Source organism: Plesiocystis pacifica SIR-1, from assembly GCF_000170895.1.
GTDB classification, from domain to species: domain Bacteria; phylum Myxococcota_A; class Polyangia; order Nannocystales; family Nannocystaceae; genus Plesiocystis; species Plesiocystis pacifica.
On sequence record NZ_ABCS01000002.1, the window covers coordinates 21,085 to 44,775 of the forward strand.

Genomic DNA, 23,691 nt, shown 5'->3' on the forward strand with positions numbered 1-23,691 from the left:
CCGCGAACATCCACTTCGAGGCCGACGCCCTCGCCGTGTACGCCCACGCCATGGCGTGGCGTGACGCGACCGGCATGATTGAAGCGATTGGCAACGATTGATGGCTGCGCGGCGTCTGCGGGAGCTCCCGCGCGTCGGCCTCGCTTTGGCCCAACCCCTCGGGCGTGCGCGCGTGGATGAAGATTTCTGACCCGCCGAAGCAACCGGGCCCAGAACTTCGTTGCGTGCAACGGAGCGCACACCCCAAGGAGGGACCGCGCGCGAAAAATCACTCTGTCACCGCGCAGCCTTGCCGGCCGTTGCTGCGATTCGCTCCGCAGCCTGGAAAGTCCGAGCCGTGTTGCCTAATCAAGTTTCATGACTGACGCCGCGCCCACGAGCCTGCCGACGATCCAGCCCGCCAAGGCGCGAGCCCCGGAGCCGGAGCGCCGCGTCAAGCCGCCCGTCGACCCGGCGAGCCTGGTCCACCGCGACCTGCTCGGCGGCGAGTTTTGGCGCAAGATTCCCGCCTACAAAGACGTCGACGAGGCCACCTTCCTCGACTACCGCTGGCAGATGAAGCGCTCGGTCACCAAGGTCGACAAGCTGCTCGCGGGCCTCGCCGACCTGGCCAGCGAGGCGTTCGTCGCCGACCTGCGCGAGGGCTTCCGCCGGGCGCCCATGGCCGTGCGCGTCAGCCCCTACATGATCGCGCTGATCGACTGGTCCAAGCCCTACGCCGACCCGATCCGCCGCCAGTTCATCCCGACCGGCTCGGAGCTGCTCCCCGACCACCCCAAGCTCGACCTCGACTCCCTCCACGAGCAGGCCGACGCTCCGGTCCCCGGGCTGACCCACCGCTACCCCGACAAGGCCCTGTTCCTGGCCCTCGACACCTGCCCGGTCTACTGCCGGTTCTGCACGCGCAGCTACGCCGTCGGCCTCGACACCGAGGAGGTCGAGAAGGTCAGCCTCAAGCCGACCAACGACCGCTGGGAGGCCGCCTTCGAGTACATCGCCTCGCGCCCCGAGCTCGAGGACATCGTGATCTCGGGCGGCGACTCCTACAACCTGCGCGCCGATCACATCAAGACCATCGGCGAGCGCCTGCTCGCCATGCCCAACATCCGGCGCATGCGCTTTGCGACCAAGGGCCCGGCCGTGATGCCGCAGAAGATCCTGACCGACACGGCCTGGGTCGACGCGCTGACCAGCATCCACGAGCAGGGCCGCAAGCTTCACAAGGAAGTCTGCATCCACACCCACTTCAACCACCCCAACGAGATCACGCAGATCAGCCAGCGGGCCATGAACCTGCTGTTCGAGCGGGGCATCACCGTGCGCAACCAAAGCGTGCTGCAGCGCGGGGTCAACGACACGCCCGAGGCCATGGGTCAGCTAGTCAAGCGCCTGGCCCACGTCAACGTGCACCCCTACTACGTCTACGTGCACGACCTCGTGAGGGGCGTCGAGAACCTGCGCACCACGGTGCAGACGGCGACGGCGATCGAAAAGGAGATCCGCGGGATGACGGCGGGCTTCAACACGCCGGTGTTCGTGGTCGACGCCCCCGGGGGCGGCGGCAAGCGGGACGCCCACTCCTACGAGTGGTACGACCGGGTCACCGGCGTCAGCGTCTACCGCAGCCCCAACGTCGACGCCGACGCCTTCTACTGCTACTTCGACCCCGTCGACCTGCTGCCCGCCGAGGGCCAGGCGCGCTGGGCCGACCCCAGCCAGCACGAGGCGATCGTCGCCGAGGCGATCGACAACGCCAAGAACCGCCCGGCCTGAGCTCTGCTTTGCCCCCACAGCCGCCTGGGACCGGGGGCGCTTCGTCGCTGTCCGCTCCTCCGCTTTGGCTTGGTGGGCAATGGGGTTCGTGCCCTCGAGAGGGCATGTGGTCGCCCCCGCAAGCGGGGGCGTGGATTCCTTGACAGTCTCTGAGTCGTGGACGTGGGGCAGGGAGGGCGTGGCGTCGTCCACGACGGCTAAAATAGTCAGGGACTGTGAAAAGTTCACAGTCCCTCAGATCAGCCGTCACCGAAGCGAGGCTTCGGCCTACCAAGGATGAAACGGCGCCCCGCTGACTACTGATCGGTCAGTTTCGTATCAGAGGGGCAGGGAGGGCGTGGCGTCGTCCACGACGGCTAAAATAGACAGAGGGGCGGACAGGACTCGTTTTGGCCGACCCTCTGAGTCGTGGACGTGTCCAACTGGCTCGGGCTCCACTCCATCGCGGCCACGGATGGGGGCAGGCGCACAGACCGAGCATCATGTAGGGCCCCAACCAGACGCGAAGGGAAGCCATGCTCCAAACCATGGCCGCCCCCCGCGTTCCCGTCACCGGATTCACTCAGCCGGGGCTGGGCGCGCTCGGCTGCCACACGCCGAGCACGTTCCCGCTTGGATCGGCGAAGTGAAAGCGCCGACCCCCCGGGAAGCCGAAGATCGGCTCGACGATGGTCCCGCCCGCGCCTTCGACCGCCGCCAAGCTGGCCTCGAGGGCGCTCGAGCCGAGCACGACCAAGGGCGCGCCCGCGCTCGGGGCCGCGACCTCGCCCTGGGTCAGCCCGCCGATCTCGCCCTCGCCTCCGCTGCGCTGGATGCCCGAGTAGCCCGGCCCGTAGTCGTTGAAGGCCCAGCCGAAGGCGGCGGCGTAAAAGCGCTTGGACTCGGCCAGGTCGCGGACGGTGAATTCGATGTAGTCAATGGTGTGGTGGGTCGACATGGGTGCTTTCCTGAGTCTGAGCTCAGCTGGCGCCGACCAATTCGAAGTCGGCCATCGCCAGGCTCTTTCCGTTGATGAGTAGCTCGGCCCGGTGCGGGCCGTCGTGGTAGCGGCGGGTCGAGATCGGCCGAATGCCGTGCTGCTTGTCGAGGCGCAGGACCTCGCCCTTCTCGACGCGCCGGCGGGTCCACTTGAACACCTTGGCCCGGGTGCTGCCGTCGGCCTTGCGGTGGTGGATGGCGTAGTCGATGAGCAGGTCCTGGCTCGCCCGCGGGCGCAGCTCCACGCTCAGGCTCAGCGAGCCGCCAAACTGCAGGCGCTCGGGCCCGACCCGAAAGTGCGCCAGCCGGACCTTGGGCGGTCCGAAGCCCTGGAGCGCGAGGGCGCCGGGGTTGCCCGCCTTGACCAGCCCGCGCAGGGCGTGGCGGACCACCCACGCCAGCGCGTCCGAGTCGTCCTCGGCCTGCCAGCGCGTGGCGACCTCCACGGCGAGCTGAGGGTGGTCCTTGCTGATGTCGTTGAGGTGGTTGGCGACGGAGCGGCGCACGTAGAGCTCGGGGTCGCCGCGCAGCTGGTCGAGCAACGCCAACGAGGGCCCCGGGTCGGCCTGGAGCGCTCGCAAGCGGCGACCCCAGGGCAAGCGCGGCCGGGTCCCCTCGCTGACCAGCCGACGCACGTGCACGTTGGGGTCCGAGACCCAGCGCTCGAGCCGGGCCCAGACCCGCTCGGGCTCGGCCTCGATGTAGGGGCGGATCGCAAACTCGCAGCTGGCCAGCGCGGTCAGCCCGTGCATGGTGTCGAGGGCCAGCTCGGGGTGCTCGAGGCCCCAACCCTCGACGTAGGTGCACAGCGGCCAGAAGGTGAACATCGTGCCCTCGAGGTCCCCGGTGCCCGGCACGCCACGCCGCGCGTTGGCGCCGCGGATGCGCGCCGAAGCCTCGGGGAAGCCCTCCGGCAAGGTCGCCGCGAGGGCCTCGGCGATGTGTTGGATGCGCGCCTTGAGCTCGAGCGCCCCGAGACCCCTGCGAGCCCTCCGCACGAAGCGCTCGGCCGGAAAGCTCGGGTCCTCGGCGCGCAGATGCTCGGCGAGGGCGCGGATCGTCGCGGACGACACCCGGTGCTTGAACGGGGCGGGCTTGGGCTCGGTCATCGCAGGACCCAACCTACGACAGGGCTCCTGACAGCGTCCTGTCAGGAGTCGCGCACCAGCTCCGCCCGCTCGATGCGATGCATGCGGAACTGTCGCTTGGCGTCGAGCTCGAGGTCGCGGCAGTTGAGCAGGGTCATCGTGCGCTCGATCAGCACGGCCTCCAGGCGGACCTCTCGCTCGCTGACGCCCCGGGACCCGCGGTAGGTGATGCGCAGGGGCGTGTCGTGGAGCCAGGCCTGCTCCACGGCCGCGCGGACCTCGGGGGAGGCCGCCCGCGCCGGGACCCCGACCCACGCGAGCGTCGACACCAGGCGCCCGAGCTCCCGCTGACGCGCGGCCGGCAGCGCGCCCTGGACCTTGTCGATGGCCGAGCGCAGAGTCTCGACGAAGGGCATCTGCCGGGTCTGCTCGAGCCACCGACCGGTCGTCACCAAGATCACGGCCTCGCGGGCGCTGAAGTTGACCGGAGGCAGGGAGTAGGACCGGTCCAGGGCCAGGCCCCCGCCCCGTCCGCGCTCGCCGATCACGGGCAAGGCCGCGGCGCGCAGGCTGTCGAGGTCGCGGTAGATGGTCCGCACCGAGACCTCGAAGCGCTCCGCCAGGGCCTCGGCCGTGATCCCCGTCCGACGCGCGCGCAGCAGCTCGGTGATGGCAAACAAGCGCTCGGTCCGTCGCACGTCGACGAGCCTAGCAAAAAACCTGACATATAGATGACAGTCGGATCTGGCAGACACCCCCCATGCCGCACCTCGCGCTCAACCCCGCCGACCTCCACGACCCCACCGCCTTCGGCTACAGCCACACCGTCCGCATCCCCGCCGGCTCCGAGCTGGTGTTCGTCTCGGGCCAGTACGGCTCGAAGCGAGACGGCGCGGTGATCTCCGCCGCCTTCGCCGAGCAGGTCGACCGGGCCTTCGCCAACCTCGGCGTGGCCCTGGCCGCCCACGGCCTCGACTCGAGCCACGTCGTCCAGCTCCGCACCTACGTCGTGGGCCTCGACTTCGACAAGCTCGGCGTCATCGCCCGGACCATCGCCGCGCGCTGGCAGGCCGAGCCCCCGGCGCAGACCGTGCTCGGCGTGGCCAGCCTGGCGACCCCGGAGATCCACTTCGAGGTCGAGGCCATCGCCGCGCGCAGCTGAGGGCTACCCCCTGCGCCTCGCGCCGGCTTCACTCCGCCTGCAGGCGCATCGAGCCGTGGATCGTGCTCGCGCACGCGAAGCCGCCCTGGTTCATGGACACGAAGTCCAAACCGTCCGCCGCCGTCGGCTCGCGGTCGAGCTCGAGCTGCGCGACGATCGTAGCGAACCTTCGCCAGCGCGGCTGTTCGAAGCGGGGAAACACCTCGACATCATTCGGTTTTTGCAGAATTGCGTGGCGCCGAGACATTGGGTGATGAGTCGCCTGCGGGCCCGCTGCTCGTTCAGCCTTCCGGGCTCCGGCACGGGTCGTTACCCTCCCCCCCGATGCCGCGCACCCTCTCGAAACTTCGACTGCTGCCCGTGGTGGCCGCGCTGCTGATGCTCGTCAGCGTCGTTGCGAACCAGACCTGGGCCTCGCCCCCCCCCGAGCACGGCGACGACGCTCCCCCGCCCGCTGAAGGGGAGCACGGTGAGCCCGCCGCCGCGGCCAGGGGCGGTCACGAGGCCCCCGCAAAGGGAGGCTACGAGGCCAGCGCCGGGGGAGCCCACGCCGCCGGGGAGCACGGCTCCGGCCCGGTGTTCGTGACCCCGCCGCACACCCCGACCAAGGTCGAGGTCGGCATGTACCTCATCAGCCTCGTCGAGGTGTCCGCGCCCAGCGAGAGCTTCCCGACCTTCAAGGCCGAGATCTTCCTCGACCTCGAGTGGCACGACCCGCGCTTGGCCTTCTCCGAGGAGAGCATCGGCACCGAGCGCGAGGTCTTCCTCGAGCACGAGGCCGAGCTCGAGCTCGAGCGCATCTGGTGGCCCGACATCGAATTCGAGAACGAGCAGGGCGAGCGCCACACCGAGAGCCGCGAGCTGGTCATCCACCACGACGGCCACGTCGAGTACAGCGAGCGCTTCCAGGGCGTGTTCACCGTCGACATGGAGCTGATCAAGTTCCCCTTCGACCACCAGAACCTGACCATCCACGCCGAGTCCTTCTCCTGGGACGACCGCTACGTGGTGTTCGAGCCCCTGCCCGAGAAGACCGGCTTCAACGAAGACTTCAAGACCCTCGAGTGGACCCTCCACGACGTGCACACCGAGGTCCACGCGAAGAAGGAGGTCCGCTCGGACGAGGCCTTCTCCGAGTACGTCTACTCCGTCAACGTCGACCGCGACCCGGGCTACTACCTCTACAAGATCGTCATCCCCCTGCTGATCATCGTGGCCTTCAACTGGGCGACCTTCTGGATGCCCGGCGAGCCCGCCTCGGTCCGCATGGAGCGGACCGTCATCGCCCTGCTGACCGTCGTCGCCTTCCACCAGGTCGTCGCCACCAACCTCCCGCGCATCGGCTACCTGACCTTCATGGACGGCATCGTCTACGTGGCCTTCGCGTCCGTGGGCCTGACCATGCTGTCGACCATCTGGGCCCAGCGCCAGGAGTACCTCGGCAAGGAGGAGAACGTCGCCAAGCTCGACCAGATCGGCAAGGTCGCGTTCCCGGTCATCTTCCTGCTCGCGGTGCTGATCCTCTACCTCGTCTATCACACCTAGAGGCCCCCACGGGCGCCCTCTCACCGGGGGCGCTTCGTCGCTCCGCTCCTCCGCTTTGGCCGGTGGGCAATGGCGTTCGTGCCCGCGACAGGGCGTGTGGTCGCCCCCATTCTGGGGGCGTTTTGTTTGGTTGAGGCGTCCTTCGTCCGCGAGTATTCGCTGGTGGGTGAACGTCAGCGAGCGAGCGAACGGCGGTCCTCGCTCAGAGCAGGCCGTAGTCGTGGATGACGCGGTACACCGACTCGCACGGTCGGCACAGCGCCGAGGGTAGGCCCGAGTTGCGCCGGGTCCGGCCCGAGACCGCCTTGAACACCGGCCCGCTCTCGTCCTCGTCGCACTGGATGCACGCGTTGAGGGAGCCGTCGGGGAGGTGGTTGGGGCTCTCGAGGGCCTCGATGCACACGTCGAAGCAGGCCTCGCGGGTGTTGACGGTGTTGTAGTACCAGATCTGGGCGCAGGGCTCGTCGAAGCCCAGATCCATCAAGCACTGGATGTTCGCCTCCTCGCCCTGGACGATGCCGTCGAGGCCACACTGGCGCACCGGCTCGGTCAGGTCGGGCATGCGCATGTAGACGGCGAGGTTGGCCAGCGACGAGCACTGGCCGCAGGCGCCCCGGTGGGTCACGTGGGCCCCGTCCGCGGCCGCGCTGGCCTCGTCGGCGTAGGTCGCCATGGCGTAGCTGTCCGCGCCCAGGACCACGCCGCACACCGAGTCCGGGTCGGGGCTGGGCTGGGGGTCGAGGTCGTAGGGGTCGCCGTCGAGGAGCGCGGGCGTATTGGTCAGGGTCAGCGCGTCGAGCTGAGCGATGAAGGCCTCCTCGTAGCTCGGCGGCGCCCAGTCCCCGCCCGCGCAGGCGCAGCTGGGCTGGCACTGGTCCGAGCCCAGGCCGGTGTTGGCCGAGGGCGCGCCGAACAGCGGGGCCGAGTCGCCCGGCTCGCAGGGCGCAGGATCGGGGTTCGGCGCCCCGCCGTCTTCGGAGCCGTCCGAGCCTTCCGTCGCGTCCGCGCTTCCGGCCGTGTCCTCGGCGCTGCTCGTGCCCTCGCTGGTCGACTCCGCGGCCTCGTCACCGCCGCCGTCGTCCCCGGTGCAGGCGGCGACGCAGGTCAGCGCCGTCAGCACAGCCAGGGCGATCGTCGAGGTCTTCGAGGTCGGGGCGAAGGGGCGATTCAGGTCTCGCGGAGTCATTGATCAAACCAGTCCCCGCAGGGCCGCGGGGGCCCGATTAGCCCGGCTTTCGCCCCCTGTGTCAAGACGAGCGCCCTGAACCGACTTCGCGCGCAGACCCCCGCAGGAGCCAGTATGATGGCTCCGATGTCCACGGAGCTCGCCCGCCGCGCCCCGGCGCCCCTGGTGAACGCGCGCTCCAATCACCCGCAGATCAAGTCGCCGCGGCGCAAGTTCATGGAGACCTTCGGGATCGCGATCGGGGCCCAGGCCGTGCTCACCCTGCCGATCTTCCTCGGCGTCGAGCCCCTGGCCATCGTCGCCGTCACCTTCGGCGCGTTCGCGCTGTGGGCCCGCCTGAGCCGCAAGAACGTCCGCAAGCAGATCTCGGCCATCGATCGCGGACGCGAGCTGCTCGAGCAGGGCAGCCTCGGCCAAGCGGCGCAGGTCCTCGACGAGGCCCTCGAGCTGCGCCCCCGCCACGTCGGCGCGCGCTTGCAGCTGGCCCACCACCGCGCCCTCGTCAGCCTGCTCGCGGGCGACTTCCCCGACGCCCGGGCGCGCTACGCCGACATCCTCCGCTCCAACTGGCTGATCAAGCGCCGCATGCTCCACAACATGGCGCCGGTGGTCTACTCCGCCGCGTCCATGGCCGCGGCCCTCGACGGCGACCTCGGCGAGGCCGCCAAGCTCCAGGCCGAGGGCAAGGTCCAGAGCACCAACCTGGCCCGCTACTGGTACGTCACCGACGCGGTCATCCTCGCCCGGCGCGGCCACTTCGAGGGCCTGCTGCGCGAGCTCGAGCTCCACCGCGAGGCCGCCGAGGGCACGATCACCGGCGTGGCCCTGCGCCGCCTGCAGCTGCTCGAGGCCTACGCCACCCACGAGCTGGCCAAGGGCGAGGACGAGTACCGCGGGCTGCACTCGGGCACGGACATCGCCGCCATGCTCCACGGCATCCGCCCCGGTCGCCTCGACAGCCTGGCCACCAAATGGCCCGAGCTGCGCGAGTTCATGGCCGCCTACCGCCTGCTCGCCAGCGCGTGAGCTCGAGCCCTTCGACGCGGCGCCCGAGCTGCCCCATACTGATCGGCGGCGGGCGTAGCACAGCTGGAAGATGCGCCGAATTCCAAACTCGGAGGACGTCGGTTCGAATCCGACCCCCGCCACCTTCCGACGAGCGACATGTCCCGGCTCCACCCGCCCCTGGAATTCCCGCTCCCGACGCAGCACCTCGAGCTCGTCGACCGTCGGCGCGGTCCTCGGGTCGTCACGCTCGTCTTGTCGCGGGATGAGCTGACCCGGCGCTACGGGCCCGCCGACGGACCCTGGAAGACCCAGCGCCTGCTCCACGACAGCCCCGAGCAGGCCTACCGCGCTGCGTCGGCGCAGGCGAGTCGGCTGCGCAGCCGCGGATACACCCTGGGCGAGCGCGAGCCAAGGCTCGAGGCCGCGATCGCGGCCAAGCCCGACGACCCCGCGCCCTACCACGTCTACGCCGACTGGTTCGCCGCCCGCGGGGACCCCCTCGGCGAGTTCATCCAGGTGTCCACCGCCCTCGACGCCCGCCCCGACGACCCCCGGCTGACCGCCCGCGAGCGCCGGCTGGTCGCCGCCAACAGCCTCCGGCTGACCCGCCCCCACTGGATCCGCGGCTGCGTCGAGGACATCCACGTGACGCCGCTGCACTGGCGCTACGGCTTCATCGAGGGCGTGAGCACGCGGGAGACTGGCTACGACCAGAGCATGGCGGTCGGCGAGAGCCGGCAGCTCCCCTTCCGGCCCACGCCGCGGCAACCCGCCCGCTTTCCTCGGACCTGGCCCGTCGGCTACGAGCTCGTCGAGCTCCTCGACAACGTCCGCCGCCACCCCATGGGCATCTTCGTTCGCCGCCTGTATACGCGCGAGGGCTGCTACGCCCTTCGCCACGCCACGCCCGCGCCTTTGCGACCCGAGCCGACTCCCGAGCAGCCCTACCCCATCACGCCCTCGCCGTGGCGAGTGACGCGGCTGCGCTGACCGATCAGGGACTGTGAAGTTTTCACAGTCCCTGTCTATTTAGCCGTCGTGGACGACGCCACGCCCTCCCTGCCCCACGTCCACGACTCAGAGGGTCGGCCAAAACGAGTTTTGCCCGACCCTCTGTCTAGTTTAGCCGTCGTGGACGACGCCACGCCCTCCCTGCCCCACGTCCACGACTCAGGGACTGTGAACTTTTCACAGTCCCTGACTATTTGGCCGTCGTGGACGACGCCACGCCCTCCCTGCCCCACGTCCACGACTCAGGGCTTCAGGCGCAGGGTCTCGCGCTCGCGGGGGCTCAGGTCGAGCTCGAGCAGCCAGGGCTCCAGGAGCTCGAGCGTCCAGCCATGACGCTGCGCGGCGGACCCGACCCGCTCGGCGTGGTCGGGCCCGCAGCCTCGGCAGCCCGAGCGCAGGTCGACGAGCGCGAGGAGGAGGGCGTAGCTCACCTCCTGCTCGCCCAGGAGGGAGGCCCAGGGAGAGGGTTGGTCAGAGACTTGGGCGGTGGGCTGGGCAGAGCTCTGGACGAGCTCGGCGACGGCTCGGAGCTCTGCCCGGGCGCCGTCGAGCTCGCCCCTGCGCAGCTCGATCTCTGCGAGGCCGATGTGGGCCAAGGCGGCAGGGCCAGGGGCGTCGGCCGGGGCGTCGTCGAGGACGGCCCCGTACTCCCGAGCGGCAGAGTCGTAGGCGCCCAGTCCCAGCTCGTTGCCGGCCACGTCCAGGCGCAGGGCCAAGACCCGCGCGTCCCCGGGTCCGTCGGCTCGAGCGTAGGCCGCGAGGGCCTCCCGAGCGTGCGCCAGGGCCTGGCCCCGGTCCCCGCGCAGACCGTAGACCCGGGCCAGGAGCATGGGCGCGTCGCCGTGGCTGGCGTGATCGGGGGGGAGGCTGCGGGCGTGGATCGACGCGAGGGTGCGGGCGTGGGCCTCGGCCTCGTCGAGCTCCCCGGCGCGCAGTCGGGCGTCCGCGAGGAGCAGGTGCGCGCGGGCCAGATCCACGGCGTAGCCGTCATGGGCCGCGGTCCAGATCGCCACGGCCTCGTCGAGGTGAGGCTGGGCCTCGTCCACGTGGCCCTGGACGCGGAGCTCGGCGCCCAGGTTGAACAGGTAGCGCGCCGTCGTGGGGTGCGCGGGGCCGTGGGTGCGCTTCGCCGCCTCGAGGGCCCGGCGGCGAAGCGCCAAGGCTTCGTCGCCAGCGCTGCGCGAGGCCAAGGCCGTGAGGGCGGCCGGCGTGATCTCGCGGGTCGACCCCGGCTGCTCGCTGGCCGCAGCGTCGAGGGCGAGGGCCTCCTCGAAGGCCCGGCGCGCGCCCTCGTCGTCGTCGAGGGCGAGGCCGCGGGCGAAGGCCAGGCGGGCCAGGGTCGTGGGGCTCGGATCGAGCTCGGACCACGCCGCCTCGGCGAGCTCGAGGAGGGCGCCCCCGTCCTCGCCGGGGTAGTCGCTGAGGCGGTGGCTGGCCAGGCTGGTCCACGTCGCCGCGAGGAGGCGGCGGTGGTTGGTGGCGAGGGCGAGCTTGGCCGCGCGGTCGAGGCGCTCGAGGCCGTCCTTGGGCGAGCCGGCCTCGAGCTCGGCGCGCCCGAGCTCAGCCAGGGCCTCGGCCTCGAGGGGCCCGTGGCCCAGGGCCGCGGCGCGCTGGTGCACGGCCCGGGTGTCGGGGAGCCGCGTCTGGCCCAGGTGGCGATGGAGGGCGAGGAGCTCGAGCTCCGCGGCGAGGGCTCGGGCCTCGTCTCGCTGCTCGGGGCGAGGGGGAGCGGGGCCCTCCAAAAGGGCAGACGCGGAGCATCGCTGCGGGTCGGGCAGGGACCAGACGGCCTCGAGGCTGCGGTCGAGGGTGCGCAGCTCGGGCTGGCGCAGCTCCCTGGACAGCGCCCCCGCGGCGAGGCGTTGGCGCTCGAGGCAGGCCCGCCGCGCCCGGGCCACGGGGGCAGCGTCCCGGCGGGCCTGGGCCGCCTCGCACTGCTCGCTCCGGGCTCCGAGCCAGCGCGTGGACCAGCGGCGAAACTCGGCGTCGACGCGGGCGGCGCTGTCCGGGGCGTGGGGCGCTCCGAGGGCTGCAAAGGCCTCCGTGAGCTCGGCGGCCTGGCTCGGACCCCAGACCTCGGCGAGCTCGCGCTCGAGCTCGGCGCAGGCGCTGGGGGGCTGGGGGAGGCCCACGGCGAGGAGGGTCCCGGCCAGGGTCAGGCCCGCAACGCTCAGGCCACCGAGGACCCACCGGACTCGCTGGCGGCGGCGCCCGACGGCCACCACCGCGTCGAGCAGCGCGTCGAGATCGGGCCAGCGCGCCTCGGGGTCCCGCCGCATCCCCCGGCGCAGGGCGGACGCGAGGCCCCGGGGGATGGCCGGGGATGGCTCGAGGAAGGGGCGGTCGGCCTCGAGCTGGGCCACGCGCGCGCGGACGTCCCGGGCCTCGAAGGGGGAGCGCCCAGCGAGGGCCTCGTAGAAGGCGACGCAGAAGCTGAACTGGTCGCTGCGCTCGTCCACGGCCTGACCGCGCAGCTGCTCGAGGGACATGTATCGGATGGTCCCCGCGATCTCTGGGGCGGCGGAGCTGTCTCCCTCTTCGTCTCCCAGGAGCGCCGCGGGGGTCAGCGCGAGGCCAAAGTCGACGACCCGCGGCCGCCCGTCCTCGCCGATGAGCACGTTGTCCGGCTTGAAGTCGCGGTGCACGACCCGGGCCGAGTGCGCAGCGGACAGCCCGCGCCCCGCGGCGACGAACACCTCCACGATCTCGGGCCACGGGCGCGCCGGCTCGAGCCACTCGCGCAGGGTCTGGCCCTCGACGAACTCCATGGCCAGGTAGGTCTCGCCCCCGTCGTCACCGACCTCGTGGACCTGCACGACGTTGGGGTGGGACAGACGCGCGAGGGCCCGGGCCTCCCGGCGCAGGCGCTCGCGCTCGGCGGGGGAGGTGCGCGCGGCCCTGACCTGCTTGAGGGCCACGTGGCGGCCGAGCTCGGGGTCGTGGGCCAGGTAGACCTCGCCCATGCCCCCCGCGCCCAGGCGGCGCTCGATGACGTAGCGGGCCACGCGGACCGGGGGCGCCTCGCCAAAGAGCCTGGCCCGCACCGAGGCGAGGGCGCGGCGCTGCTCGAGGTTGGTCGGGGCGCGCTCGCTCGCGGGCAGGGGGAGGCCGGCCGGGAGCGCCAGGTCGTCGTGGGGGTCCGTCGAGGGCTGCGAGCCTGGCATCGATGGCGCGCCCATGGGCTCGGAGTCGTTCATCGCGGCCAGGGATGGGGGAGATCGGGGACTCAACCGGGGCAGGTGAGCACGGGCTTGAGCACGGCCGCGCGCCCCGAGGGCGGCAAGACCACGGGCTCGCTCTCCCCAAAGGGATAGTCCCAAGCCTCGCCGGCGCTGGGGGAGAGGATGGGGTCGAGCCAGTAGGGCTTCCCGACGTCGAGCTTGAAGGTGGCCGTGTGATCCTCGTCCGGGGCGAGGGTGTCGACGAGGACCCACTCGTCCCCCTCGCGGCTCCACACGTCGAGGAGGTCGGCGCTCCCGCGAAAGCCCACTTCGAAGCTCATCGTCGCCAGCGGCGTGGCGTCCCCGGCCAGCTGGGGGAAGTCCGTGCGGGAGCCAGCCTTGATCAGGTCCCAGGTGCTGAGGCTGCGCTCGAGCTCGACGGAGTAGACGGCGCCGTCCTCGGTGATCCACAGCCGGCCGTGGGTGCCCAGGACATCGCAGGAGGCGGCGAAGTCGACCAGATCACCGAAGTCGGCGGCGTCGAGATCAGCCGGGCCGCACGACGACGGGGCGGCCGAGAGGAGAGCGAAGAAGTGGATGAGCAGCTGTGCGGTCAACATGACAGGCCTGTGCGTTACGAGTGCCCTGAATCCGAGGATCGATCTCGCCGCGGATCGGGCTCCCCCTACCAGTCTGTCTCCGGGCCCGGGCGTCCACGGCTGGGGGCCCGAGCGCGCTTGGGGATGCTCACAGAATCTCGCGCACCCGGGCGGCCCAGGTCTCGAGGCCCGACAGGGTGCTGTCGCGCTCGGCCGCCGAGGCCGGGAGCTTGGTGATCGCGGCCTCGAGCAGCTGGCGGGCCTTGCCCAGGCGGCTGCGCATGGCCGAGGCCGAGACCCCAAACACGTCGGCGATGTCCTTGGCCTTGAGCCCCTCCCAATAAAACAGCTCGAGGGCCAGCTGGTGCTCCACGGGGATGCGCCGCAGGCCCTCGAGGAGCAGCTGGTGCTCGCGCTTGCGGGCGAGCACGCTGGACGGACCCGGCTCGACCTCGACCAGCGACTGCCGCTGGGAGTCAAAGGCGACCCCGCGGTTCCGGGCCCGGGCGTGGAGGTGGTCGATGAGCTTGAAGCGCGCGATGCCGAGGATGTAGGCGCGCAAGCTCGAGCCCTCGCGGATCCGGTCTTTGCTCTCGACCACCGCGAGGAAGGTCTGCTGCGTGAGCTCTTCCGCCTCCTGGGGCACCTTGGTCTGAAACAGGCGATAGACCGTGGGGCTGTGCTGGTCGTAGAGCGCAGCGCCTGCTCGGTTGTCGCCGCTTCGCCACTGACGCAGGAGCTCGGCATCCCGGAGCTGCTGTGGCGAGGGAGCGGGGCGTTCGTTCGAGCTCACGCGCACATGGTACCCGGCCTCGAAAAGGCCATGGACGCGCCGGGCTGGGGCCCCGACGACCTCGGGACCGGTCAGGGGCTGCGCCGCTCGAGGGCCCCGGAGTCGACCTCGCCCGCGAGCGAGGCCGACTCCGGGCAGCAGGTCATCCGCCTGGCGAGGCGGTCAACACAGGCCGCAGGGTCCCCACCAGCTGACCTGGCAGTTGATGCAGGTCTTGCTCTGGGTGAGCCCTCCCAAACAGCAGTAGCACAGCTCCTCGGTGGGACGCTTCGATGAGCCGCCGCAGCTGCGGCACTTCGAGCGCACCTCCCAGCCGCAGCCCGAGGTGCTCGCGTTCTCCGGTCGGGGCACGAAGGTCCCGCCTTCGCCCAGCTCCACGCCCTCGCCGTTGACCGAGAGAGCCAGGAGGCGGGCGCCCTGGTCGTCCGCTTCGAGGTAGTAGGCCTTGCTGGCGACGGCGGCACCCGCTCGCTCGTAGTAGACCACCTTGCCCCCAGAGCGGGTGGCGAACTCGACGACGCGCTCCTCGGTACCGTCGCTCAGGAGGGCGCGGTAGGCCGCGACGGGGGTCGCTGCGAACTCGGCCCGCTCGCCAACGTGAGCGAGATCGGCGCTCGCCAGGGCGCGGGCGACGTGGCCTTCGGTCTCGCCCGCAGACAGGGGGATCCTGTCGCCGGTGGCGCGGGCGACGTGGCTTGCCCGACCGCGAGCGAGGGCCTCGCGCGGCCACAGGGCGACCGCCGCGGCCAGACCGACGGCGCCCCGAAGCACCTGCCGACGGTCGGGGTCGACGCGGGCACGAGACACGATCTGGGCCACGCGCCAGGCTTTCTTGGGTCCGAGGCCGACGAGCAGGCGCCGACGCATGGCGAAGCCGGCGTAGCGGCGCACCTCGTCTCCGTCCACCTCCAAGAGCGCGGGCTCCCAGGGCCAATCCGGTTGGAGCAGGGCCTGGATATCGGGGTCGTCGAGAGAACGGGCCTCCAGCCAGCCTCCGCTTTCGCCCTCGACCTCCTCGGCCAGGCCCGTGCACAGCACACATTCACCATCGAATAGTAAGTAGCGTTTCATGGTGGTCTTCCCTTGCCTTGGAAGTCTGGGCAGGCCGCGTTTCGTCCAAGGGAGTCGACGAGTTTTTTTGCTTCACCGTCGCCTCGGGCGTGGGGGACACGGCGTGTCCCCAGCCCGGGAGCCGACTCGGGTGGCGCACCAAAGCAGGCGGCGATCAGCGTGCGCGCCACACCGTGGCGAGCCACGGCTGATCTTCGCGCCGTCGCCCCGTCGGTCGGTAGTAGTGCTCGATGCGCTCGAAGCCGGCCGCCATGGCGAACATGCTCCACGTCTTCAAGGTCAGGTAGGAGCCGTAGCGCAGCCCCTGCTGGCCCTCGACGTCGGGGCCCCGGGGGTTGCTGCAAAACAGCACGCCGCCCGTCACCAGGGCGCGGCGAAGGTCCCCGAGCACCCGGCCGAGCTCCTGCGTGGGCACGTGGAAGAGCACCGCGTTGGCGAAGATGCCGTCGAAGCGCTCGGCGGGCAGGTCGAGGGCGAGGAAGTCCTGATGCCAGACCTCGCACCCGGTCGCGGCCCGAGCCATGGTCACGAACGCGGCCGCGCCGTCGAGGCCGACCGGGTCGTGCCCGCGCGCGCGGAAGGTCGCGAGGTCGCGCCCCGGCCCGCAGCCCAGGTCGAGGATGCGCTGGGGCGCCGGCCCGGGCAGGTGGCGGAGCAGGGCGTCCACGTTCTGCGAGACGTCGTGGTCCTTGGTCCCCTCGCGGAAGTCCTCGGCGCGCTGCTGGTAGTGGGACACGGTCGAGCGCGCGGCGTCGGACAGCTCCTCAGGCGTGAGGCGAGCGAGCGGGCGGGGCGGCTGCAACTGCGTCATCTGCGTGGAGCCTAGCGCACGCCAGAGCTCCCTAGAACAGACCTTCGAGTGGGTAGCGGCCCGGCTCCAGGTAGCGGTGGGGGCCGACGTGGGCGCTGAACTGGGGCTCGTAATCGTCGAGCTCGGGGCCCGCGGCGACGAGCGCGTCGCCGTCGAGGATCACGCTCGCGTCGTAGCGCTGCTCGGGCAGCGGGTAGCGCCGCTCGCTGTAGATGGTGATGGTCCCCGAACACCGCGCCCAGGTCGGCTCGCGCATGCACACGACGACCTCGTGCGTGAGGACCTCGGTGCCATGCTCGGGGGCGACGCCGCCCTCGAAGTCGGTGAAGTGCGTGCGGTACTCGAGGACCAGCAGCGGATCGCCGTCAGGCAATTTCCAGGACCCGAGGCTCGCGCCGTCGAAGCGATAATTTTGCTCGGCCCCGCTGGTCCAGCTGTCGAGCAAGATGGCATCGAGGGTCCAGCCGCCTTCTGTCCGGACGACCAACGCGCGGTGCTCCATCATGCCCTCGGCCAGGAGCAGGCCCCAGTCCTCGGACTCGGCCATGCGCGCGTCTTCGGGGTCGCAGCTCAGGTCCTCGTCGTAGCGCGCCGCGGCGGCGACCAGCCGGGCACAGGCGGCGTCGAGATCCGCGAGGCCGTAGGCGGGCAGGTTCACCCCGTCGTCTTCCGGGCGCTCGAGCGGGGCGCGCTCGAGCGCCTGACTCGCAGGCTCGGCGGCGACAACCGGCAGCGGCGGTGTGGGCTCCTTCGCGAGCGGGGGCACGCTCTGGCGACAGGCCGCGAGCATGGCCGCGACGCCGACGAGCCCCGTGCAACGGCGCACCTAGCCCTCCTCCAACATCGCCGCGCGCACGGCCGGGAGCGGGGCGCAGGCGTAGCTCAGCAGCGCGTCGTGGAACTGCCCCAGGGTCCGCCCCTCCCCCGCCGCCAGCCACTGCTCGCGCAGATCGAGGATCATCAGCTTGCCCAGGGTGTAGGCGAGGTACATCGGGTCGAAGGTCCCGCGCTTGGCCTGCTGCTCGGCGTTGACCGGGTCTTGAAAGGCCCGCGTCCGGAACAGCTCGGCGGACTCGTCCACGGTCATCGCCCCGGTGTGCAGGCCCAGGGCCGAGAGGAAGCGGACGTTGCGGAGCAGGGCGTTTTGCAGCTGACCCAGGCGGACCTTCGGATCCGTCGACAGGCCCTCGTCCCACATCATCTCCTCGGTGTAGTGGGCCCAGCCCTCGCCGGTGGTGAAGTTCCACAGCGAGCGCAGCACCTCGGACGCGTTGACGTCGACGTGCAGGCCGTGGAGGAAGTGCCCGGGCCAGACCTCGTGGACGGTGATGAACAGCAGATCCGTGCGCCCGGGGATGTAGGCGACCTGCTGCGCCTCGGGCCAGCTCGGGTCCGGGGGCGAGATGTAATAAAAGCTCGGCAGCGGCGCGGTCTCGAAGGGCCCGGCGCCGTCGAGGAAGGCGCTGTTCCAGCGCATGAAGGTCGGGGTCTCGGTGACCTCGACGACGTCCTCCGTGGGGATGGTGACGATGGCCCGATCGAGGAGAAATTGGCGGGCGTCGACGGCCTGCTGCGCGGCCGTGGCCAGGACCTGATCCGCCTCGGGCTTGTCCGCCGCGACCTCGGCCATGACCGCCTCGATGTCTTTGTTGGGGTCGATCTGCCTGGCCGCCTCGATCGCCAGGGCCCAGTTGCGCTCGAGGTCCGCGTGGGCCATGGCGTGGAGCTCGTCGAGGCTCATGTCGATGCCCTGGGTCCGGCGCAGCATCTCGAGGAAGGTCGCCTCGCCCAGGCGAAAGTCCGCGTTGGCGCTGGCCTGGCGCTCGACCAAGAAGGCTTCGTAGCCTTCGAGCGCGCCCTGCATCGTCGCCAGGGCCTCGCCGAGCTCCTTGGCCCGCGCCTCGTCGAGGCCCGCGAGGGCCTTGGGCACGTCGTCGCGGACGAAGGCGATGGTGCCCCGGGTCTGGAGCAGGGCCGTGTCGACGAAGGGCGCGGGCAGCTCGGCCTCGAGGTTGCCCTTGGCGTGCTCGAAGTGGGCGACGCTGGCCTTGGCCACGGCGATGACCGCCTGCGCGCGGGCGTCGACGGGCCGGTAGTCGCGGCTGACGTAGGGCGTGAGCTCGACGTCGTTGACGTAGACCATGGGGTTGCGCCAGCGGCTGCGCCGGACCTGGAGCTCGAAGAGATCGCCGTCGAGGCGCACGCGCAAGGAGTCGAGCTCGACTCGCTCGATCGCCGAAAGGGATCGAGGATCCACGGCGTCGAGATCGGCGAGGGCGGCGACCATGGCCGACTCCGCCGCCGCCAGGCCGTCCGGCGAGACGTCGCGGAGCTTGCCGTCGTAGTCGTGCAGGCCGAGGCTGACCGAGCCCAGGGGGTCGAGGTCGCGGATGGTCTGCAGGGCGCCTGCTCGGGCTCGTGACCAGTCTCCCGAGCGCGGTGCCGGCGAGCTCGCCGTCGCAGCGTCGGCGCTCGAGGTCGCCGGGCTGGCTTTGGAACAGGCCCAAGATGCCCCAACCAATGAGACGGCGAGGGCGACTGCGAAGGCGTGGCGAGGAGGATGCGCGAACATGGCCGATCCCCCATAACACGCGCCTCAAAGCCCCAAAGCTGGCTTTGTTTTTTTGCGGGCCTGACGCACTTTTCCCTTGTCCTCGACCGGCGAAGCTGGTGAGCTCCATGCCACGGTCCAGGACGCCTCGCGCCGACCTCGAATCCCTCTCAATCGACCGCTTCGGTCCTCGACAAAGACTCGGAATCATCATGAACAAGCCCCTCGACATTGGCGAAACCCTCTCCGCCTCCTGGGAGACCTTCACCAAGAACGCTGCCGCCCTCATCGTCGGCTTCCTCCTCCTGGCCATCGTCGGTGGCATCTCCATGGGCATCTGCCTCGGCCCGCTGCTGGTCGGCTACTGCCGCATGTGCCTGCGCGCCAACCGGGGCGAAAAGGTCGAGATCGGCGACGTGTTCAAGGGCTTCGACACCTTCGGCCCCGCCTTCGTGCTCATGCTGCTCGTCGGCCTGTGCGTCATGATCGGCATGATGCTGCTGTTCATCCCCGGCCTGATCGCCGGCTACCTGCTGTTCTGGTCGTTCTGGTTCATGGCCGACGGCGAGACCTCGGCGACCGAGTGCATGAAGAAGTCCTCCGAGCTGGCCCGCGCCGACGTCGGCGCTGGCATCGTGTTCGTGCTGGTCAACGGCATCGTCAACGCCGTCGGCAACGCCATCCCCTTCGGCAGCCTGATCACCGGCCCCATCGCCATGGCCATGGCGGGCAGCGGCTTCGACCGCGCCGTCAACGGCGGCGCCCAGAGCCACGAGGTCGACAGCTACCAGCAGCCCATGCAGCCCGGCGCCTGAGCCCAATCGCTAGCTGAGCCATCGAGCCCGCCGAGCCTCAGCGCTCTGCGGGCTCGAGCTCTTCGAGCTCGTCATCGTCGCCGATGATCAACACCTTGCCGCGCTCCTCGGAGCGCGGCTTCGTCGTTTCGGGGCTCTGCTCGCCGCCTCCGCCCTCCCCCTCGTCGCCCCCCTCGAGGTCGCGCTCGATCATCTCGTCGGCGAAGCCGGCCGCGCCGCCCTCGGGGTCCCCCCTGCCCATCCACGGGCCCAGGGTCACGGGCACGCTCAGCTCCCCCTCGGTCCGCGGCATGAGCCAGGTGAAGGCCTCCGCGCGCAGGCAGTCGTCGACCCCGGGCGCCGTGACGCCCAAGGCCTCGACGGTGACCTCCCCGACCGAGCCGCCCGCGTCGACCTCGAGCGCGAGCTCCCAGCGCGCGCCCTCGGGCAGCGAGGTCGAGCCCATGGAGCCGTCGACGAGGGGTCGCAAGCACTCGCTGACCGAGGCGTGGCGACCGTTGAGGGTGATCCGCAGGGCCTGCTCGTCGAAGGGGCCCCCGGCCAGGACGCGGATCGGGCCGAGCTCCACCGAGCCCCCGAACACGACCTCGTCCTGGGCCCCGAAGGCCTCGGCCCCGCCGCTCCCCGGGTAGAGGGCCTGCACGGCCTCGGGCGCGACGCAGGCCACGGCCGGCGCGTCGACGGGGGCGAGCTCGTCCCCGAGCTCGAGGCCGAAGCAGCGCTGGTCGTTCCAGTTCTGACCCACGCTCGCGCCCACGCCCCAGTCGAGCAAGAGCTCGCCCGCGAGCTCGCCGTCGGGCCAGCGCAGGGGCGTGCCCGCGACCAGGCGCAGCTCGGCGCCGGTCTCGATGACCACGTCCGCGGGCCCGGCCTCGCCGCCCGACGCCGCGCTCGTGCCCTGGTCGTAGAACACCGCCGTCGCCAGGGCGCGCAGCTGCTCGGCCTCGGCGACCTCGTCCACGGCGCGCCAGTGATCGGCGCAGGCGTTGCGGGTGGTCAGCTCGAGGGGGCCGGACCCGCCCTCGAGCTGCGGGTCGAGCAGGTAGAGGGTCGAGCCCTCGGCGTCGCGGAGCAGGGCCTCCCCCAGCGCGCTGGCCCGCCGGCGCTCGGGCGCCCCGTCCTCGTCCGACGCCCGCGGGTCCCAGGCCGTGCCCACGGCCGCGTCGGGGACGGCGAGCAAGGCTCGAATCCCGTCGGCGTCGACCCAGCGCCAGCGCGAGCCCGCCGGCGGCGTGGGCATGCCCCCGGGGTCGAGGGCCTCACCCACGCGCGCGCCCGGGCCCACGCGCACGTGCTCGCCCGCCTCGTCTCGAGCCGGAAAGGGCGCGCCCTCGACGACCTGGGTGAGGAGGGGGGCCAGGTGCACCTCGGGGACGAACAGCACCATGCGCAGGTGGTCCAGATCCGCCAGCGCGCGGCCGCAGCCGTAGCGGCCCGAGCCGCCGGTGGCCTCGCCCTCCTCACCGACCAGGTCGTTGGTCAAGGCCACGAAGTTGCCCACGCGCCCCAGGTCGCCCGCGGGCGGGTGGACCACGCCGACGACGCGCAGGCTCCTCGCCCGCGCCGGCGTGGCCGGGTCCGCGTCCAGGGGCTGCTCGGGCAGGGTCAGCACGTAGCTCGGCCCCGCGAAGCTCGGCCGCGCATAGACCCGAGCGCCAGCGGGCAGCGCCACGCGGCCGCGCAGGTGCTCGGGCGCCGGCTCGATGAGCGCCAGCCCCACGCGCAGCTCGGTCGTGGACGCGGGCGCCTCGGGACCGGCCTCCGGCGCGCAACCAAGCAGCAGCGCGGCGGCGAGGAGAGCTCGAGCTTCTGCGCGCACCCCCGAGGGGATAGCAAAGCTCGGGCCAACGCGCCGCCTTGGCTCTGGCGGCTCTTCGCGGCGCTTTGCACCTCGAACGATCCCGCGGGTGTGACGAGATGTCACGCGCCTGGGCGCCGCGCTTGTCAACTCGTCGCGTCGCCTTCGCCGTCGTTGGCGCCCTCGCCGTCCTCGACCGCCGGAGGCTGGCTCTGGACGCTCACCTCCACGCCGTCGCCCGGCCCGTCGAAGACCTCCCCGGCCTGGGCGTAGCGGTGTCCCTTGGGCGGCGCGTCGCCCAGGCCGAACACCTCCTCGTGGTCGTCGTCGATGGTCCCCGCGAGGAAGGCCTCGAGGGCGTCGTAGCTGACGGCGTAGTAGCCCCGGATATCGCGGCACAGGTGCGAGCGGCCCGAGTGCTTGCAGTGCTCGCACCACGCGAAGGTGCTCGACTCCGTGCCGTCCGGGGCCTTCTCGACGAAGGTCTGAAAGCCGCGGGCGTCGCACACCGGACAGTCGACCTCGCCGACGCGCTCGCGGCTCTTGCGGGCCTCGACCTTGGCTTCCAGCTCGGCCTGCTCGGCGACGTGCTCGCGCACGGGGAAACCACAGTCAGGGCACGCCGCGGCGCGATCCGAGACCCGACGTCCGCACTCGGGGCAGTCGATGAGCATGGCCGGAGTGTAGAGACGGAGGCGCGGCCCTTACAAGCGCTCTGTCAGCGCAGGCCGTGGCGGGTGAGCTTGCGCTTGAGGGTGTTGCGGTCGATGCCCAGGGCGCGCGAGGTCGCCGAGAGGTTGCCGCCCAGGCGCTCCATGGCGTCGGCGAGCACCCGGGCCTCGAGCGCGCCGACCTGCTCGGCGAGGGGTCGCAGCGCGTCCTCGATCGCCTCCGTCGCGCCTCGCCGGACCACGGGGGCGCCCTCTCCTCGCCCCCGCCCCAGCCCCCGCCCGCTGGAGTGGGCGCCGAGAGGGCCGCCACAGATCTCCGGCGAGAGCTCCCCCAGCTCCACCGGCCCCTCCCCGAACACCGACCAGCGCACGACCTCGGCCCGGAGCTCGCGGACGTTGCCCGGCCAACCGTAGCGCCGCAGGGCCTCCCAGGCCGCCGCCGTCGGCCAGCGTCGCGCCCGCTTGCGGCGGCCCTTGCCCGAGCCCAGCTCGTCGAGGAAGTGCGCGACCAGCAGCTCGAGGTCCCCGCCGCGCTCGCGCAGGGGCGGCAGCTCGAGGGTCGCCCCGCGCAGCCGGTAGTAGAGGTCCTCGCGGAAGCTGCCCTCGGCGACCATCGCCCGCAGGTCCCGGTGCGTCGCCGCCAGCACGCGCACGTCCACGCGCACCTCGCCCTCGCCACCGACCCGGCGCAGCCGCCCCTCCTGGAGCACGCGCAGCAACATCACCTGGGTGCGCGGCGAGGTCTCGGCGATCTCGTCGAGGAACAAGGTCCCGCCGTGGGCGCGCTCGAACAGGCCGCGCCGCCGGCCCACCGCCCCCGTGAACGCGCCGCGCTCGTGGCCAAAGAGCTCGCTGGCCAGGACCCCCTCGGAAAAGGAGCCGCAGTTCTCGGCCACGAAGGGGCCCCTGGATCGCTCGCTCGCGGCGTGCACGGCGTGCGCCACGAGCTCCTTGCCCGTGCCCGTCTCCCCCTGGATCAGCACGGGCACCGGGGCCTGAGCCACGCGCCGCAGCCGACGGGCGAGCCGGACCATCGCCTCGCTCTCCCCGACCAGGCCCCCGCCGCGGCCCCGGACCACCTCCGCGCGCAGGCGGGTCAGCTCTTCGCGCAGCGCCCGGATCTCCGGGAAGCCCTCGATGTCGAGCTCGACCACGCGCACGGGCTCGGGGTGGGGCACGGGCACGAAGGCCGCCGGGATCACCTGAAGCATGCGCGCCGAGAGCAGCCCGGCCTGGACCAGGATCACCCACAAGGTCTGCATCTGCGGGGTGCCGGCGGACAGCAGCACGTCGCAGGCTCCCCGGCGCTCGAGGCCGTCGAGGGCCGGGCCCAAGCTGGCGAAGATCTGGGCGTAGTCCGAGGGGTCGTCGACCTCGACCTCGACCACCTCGACCCGGGGGCGCGGGTTGTCGGCGCGGCTCAGATCGCGGCGCAGCTCCTGGGCCAGATCTTCGGCGCCCGAGCGACCCGACGCGGTGCACAACACCCGCGCGCCGGCGTAGGTCGGACCCCAGTGCGCGACCAGGCGATGGACGGGGCCGCGGTCGCTCGTCGGCCGCGGGCCGTGGTGCCCGGGTCGTGGGCCGCGGACGCCTCGGTCCGACCAGGTCAGCAGGGTACGTGCGGGGTCAGCCACCTGGTGAAGAACATACCATCTGTGCAATTTGAT

The 23,691-nt window shown here is 71.7% G+C and carries 21 protein-coding genes and 1 tRNA gene; 7 read left to right on the forward strand and 15 right to left on the reverse strand.

From position 1 onward, the window contains the following. Nucleotides 1-357: 357 nt before the first annotated feature. Nucleotides 358-1,773: a KamA family radical SAM protein gene (locus PPSIR1_RS01290; protein WP_006969151.1), complete on the forward strand. Its 1,416-nt coding sequence runs from the start codon at nucleotides 358-360 to the stop codon at nucleotides 1,771-1,773. A 562-nt stretch (nucleotides 1,774-2,335) separates the two neighbouring features. Here PPSIR1_RS01290 and PPSIR1_RS01295 read toward each other — a convergent pair. Genes PPSIR1_RS01295 through PPSIR1_RS01305 form a run of 3 tightly spaced genes read right to left on the reverse strand, consistent with a single transcriptional unit; the run spans nucleotide 2,336 to nucleotide 4,537 of the window. Then, nucleotides 2,336-2,710 (reverse strand): VOC family protein, encoded by a 375-nt coding sequence (locus PPSIR1_RS01295; protein ID WP_006969152.1) that lies wholly within the window; start codon nucleotides 2,708-2,710, stop codon nucleotides 2,336-2,338. A gap of 22 nt (nucleotides 2,711-2,732) precedes the next feature. Next, nucleotides 2,733-3,860, reverse strand: a complete 1,128-nt coding sequence (locus PPSIR1_RS01300) for a DNA alkylation repair protein (protein WP_006969153.1) — start codon at nucleotides 3,858-3,860, stop codon at nucleotides 2,733-2,735. 41 nt (nucleotides 3,861-3,901) lie between these two features. Beyond that, nucleotides 3,902-4,537: a helix-turn-helix transcriptional regulator gene (locus PPSIR1_RS01305; RefSeq protein WP_006969154.1), complete on the reverse strand. Its 636-nt coding sequence runs from the start codon at nucleotides 4,535-4,537 to the stop codon at nucleotides 3,902-3,904. Nucleotides 4,538-4,599: 62 nt separating this feature from the next. On the opposite strand from PPSIR1_RS01305, the gene PPSIR1_RS01310 reads away from it, so the two are divergent. Further along, entirely contained in the window at nucleotides 4,600-5,001 is a 402-nt protein-coding gene (locus PPSIR1_RS01310) for a RidA family protein (RefSeq protein WP_006969155.1), read from the forward strand. A 28-nt stretch (nucleotides 5,002-5,029) separates the two neighbouring features. Here PPSIR1_RS01310 and PPSIR1_RS47270 read toward each other — a convergent pair whose 3' ends face one another. Continuing rightward, complete coding sequence (locus PPSIR1_RS47270; protein WP_006969156.1) at nucleotides 5,030-5,203, reverse strand: hypothetical protein; 174 nt, start codon at nucleotides 5,201-5,203, stop codon at nucleotides 5,030-5,032. 122 nt (nucleotides 5,204-5,325) lie between these two features. Here PPSIR1_RS47270 and PPSIR1_RS01315 point away from each other — a divergent pair, with 122 nt between their 5' ends. Further along, nucleotides 5,326-6,546 (forward strand): ligand-gated ion channel, encoded by a 1,221-nt coding sequence (locus PPSIR1_RS01315; protein ID WP_086000903.1) that lies wholly within the window; start codon nucleotides 5,326-5,328, stop codon nucleotides 6,544-6,546. Between the two features lie 202 nt (nucleotides 6,547-6,748). On the opposite strand, the gene PPSIR1_RS01320 is transcribed toward PPSIR1_RS01315, so the two are convergent. Next, nucleotides 6,749-7,732 carry a UBA domain-containing protein gene (locus PPSIR1_RS01320; protein ID WP_006969158.1) on the reverse strand — a complete coding sequence of 328 codons (984 nt, stop codon included), beginning with the start codon at nucleotides 7,730-7,732 and terminating at the stop codon, nucleotides 6,749-6,751. A gap of 126 nt (nucleotides 7,733-7,858) precedes the next feature. Here PPSIR1_RS01320 and PPSIR1_RS01325 point away from each other — a divergent pair, with 126 nt between their 5' ends. From PPSIR1_RS01325 to PPSIR1_RS01335, 3 genes are all read left to right on the forward strand, one after another. Then, nucleotides 7,859-8,758 (forward strand): hypothetical protein, encoded by a 900-nt coding sequence (locus PPSIR1_RS01325; protein WP_006969159.1) that lies wholly within the window; start codon nucleotides 7,859-7,861, stop codon nucleotides 8,756-8,758. A gap of 47 nt (nucleotides 8,759-8,805) precedes the next feature. Further along, nucleotides 8,806-8,880, forward strand: a tRNA-Trp gene (locus tag PPSIR1_RS01330). Nucleotides 8,881-8,896: 16 nt separating this feature from the next. Next, nucleotides 8,897-9,730 carry a TIGR02996 domain-containing protein gene (locus PPSIR1_RS01335; RefSeq protein WP_006969160.1) on the forward strand — a complete coding sequence of 278 codons (834 nt, stop codon included), beginning with the start codon at nucleotides 8,897-8,899 and terminating at the stop codon, nucleotides 9,728-9,730. A gap of 263 nt (nucleotides 9,731-9,993) precedes the next feature. Here the strand turns inward: PPSIR1_RS01335 and PPSIR1_RS50690 are convergent, their stop codons facing one another. From PPSIR1_RS50690 to PPSIR1_RS01370, 7 genes are all read right to left on the reverse strand, one after another. Then, the gene (locus tag PPSIR1_RS50690; RefSeq protein WP_006969161.1) at nucleotides 9,994-12,948 is read right to left on the reverse strand and encodes a protein kinase domain-containing protein; all 2,955 of its coding nucleotides are present in this window, start codon (nucleotides 12,946-12,948) and stop codon (nucleotides 9,994-9,996) included. A 29-nt stretch (nucleotides 12,949-12,977) separates the two neighbouring features. Next, nucleotides 12,978-13,532 carry a hypothetical protein gene (locus tag PPSIR1_RS01345; RefSeq protein ID WP_006969162.1) on the reverse strand — a complete coding sequence of 185 codons (555 nt, stop codon included), beginning with the start codon at nucleotides 13,530-13,532 and terminating at the stop codon, nucleotides 12,978-12,980. Between the two features lie 127 nt (nucleotides 13,533-13,659). Further along, nucleotides 13,660-14,304, reverse strand: a complete 645-nt coding sequence (locus tag PPSIR1_RS01350; RefSeq protein ID WP_006969163.1) for an RNA polymerase sigma factor — start codon at nucleotides 14,302-14,304, stop codon at nucleotides 13,660-13,662. A 162-nt stretch (nucleotides 14,305-14,466) separates the two neighbouring features. Continuing rightward, nucleotides 14,467-15,375: a hypothetical protein gene (locus PPSIR1_RS01355; protein ID WP_157595101.1), complete on the reverse strand. Its 909-nt coding sequence runs from the start codon at nucleotides 15,373-15,375 to the stop codon at nucleotides 14,467-14,469. 154 nt (nucleotides 15,376-15,529) lie between these two features. Further along, nucleotides 15,530-16,186: a class I SAM-dependent methyltransferase gene (locus PPSIR1_RS01360; protein WP_006969166.1), complete on the reverse strand. Its 657-nt coding sequence runs from the start codon at nucleotides 16,184-16,186 to the stop codon at nucleotides 15,530-15,532. Nucleotides 16,187-16,217: 31 nt separating this feature from the next. After that, nucleotides 16,218-17,012 carry a hypothetical protein gene (locus PPSIR1_RS01365; protein ID WP_006969168.1) on the reverse strand — a complete coding sequence of 265 codons (795 nt, stop codon included), beginning with the start codon at nucleotides 17,010-17,012 and terminating at the stop codon, nucleotides 16,218-16,220. Further along, nucleotides 17,013-18,758 (reverse strand): DUF885 domain-containing protein, encoded by a 1,746-nt coding sequence (locus tag PPSIR1_RS01370; RefSeq protein WP_086000904.1) that lies wholly within the window; start codon nucleotides 18,756-18,758, stop codon nucleotides 17,013-17,015. Nucleotides 18,759-18,949: 191 nt separating this feature from the next. Between PPSIR1_RS01370 and PPSIR1_RS01375 the strand changes: the two genes are divergently transcribed. Further along, on the forward strand, nucleotides 18,950-19,552 hold the full coding sequence (locus tag PPSIR1_RS01375; protein WP_006969170.1) for a hypothetical protein: 603 nt from the start codon (nucleotides 18,950-18,952) through the stop codon (nucleotides 19,550-19,552). A 37-nt stretch (nucleotides 19,553-19,589) separates the two neighbouring features. Here PPSIR1_RS01375 and PPSIR1_RS01380 read toward each other — a convergent pair whose 3' ends face one another. From PPSIR1_RS01380 to PPSIR1_RS01390, 3 genes are all read right to left on the reverse strand, one after another. After that, nucleotides 19,590-21,371 (reverse strand): hypothetical protein, encoded by a 1,782-nt coding sequence (locus PPSIR1_RS01380; RefSeq protein ID WP_006969171.1) that lies wholly within the window; start codon nucleotides 21,369-21,371, stop codon nucleotides 19,590-19,592. A 125-nt stretch (nucleotides 21,372-21,496) separates the two neighbouring features. Beyond that, entirely contained in the window at nucleotides 21,497-22,024 is a 528-nt protein-coding gene (locus tag PPSIR1_RS49040) for a zinc-ribbon domain-containing protein (protein ID WP_198154429.1), read from the reverse strand. Nucleotides 22,025-22,068: 44 nt separating this feature from the next. After that, nucleotides 22,069-23,658 (reverse strand): sigma-54 interaction domain-containing protein, encoded by a 1,590-nt coding sequence (locus PPSIR1_RS01390; RefSeq protein WP_157595102.1) that lies wholly within the window; start codon nucleotides 23,656-23,658, stop codon nucleotides 22,069-22,071. Nucleotides 23,659-23,691 lie beyond the last annotated feature (33 nt).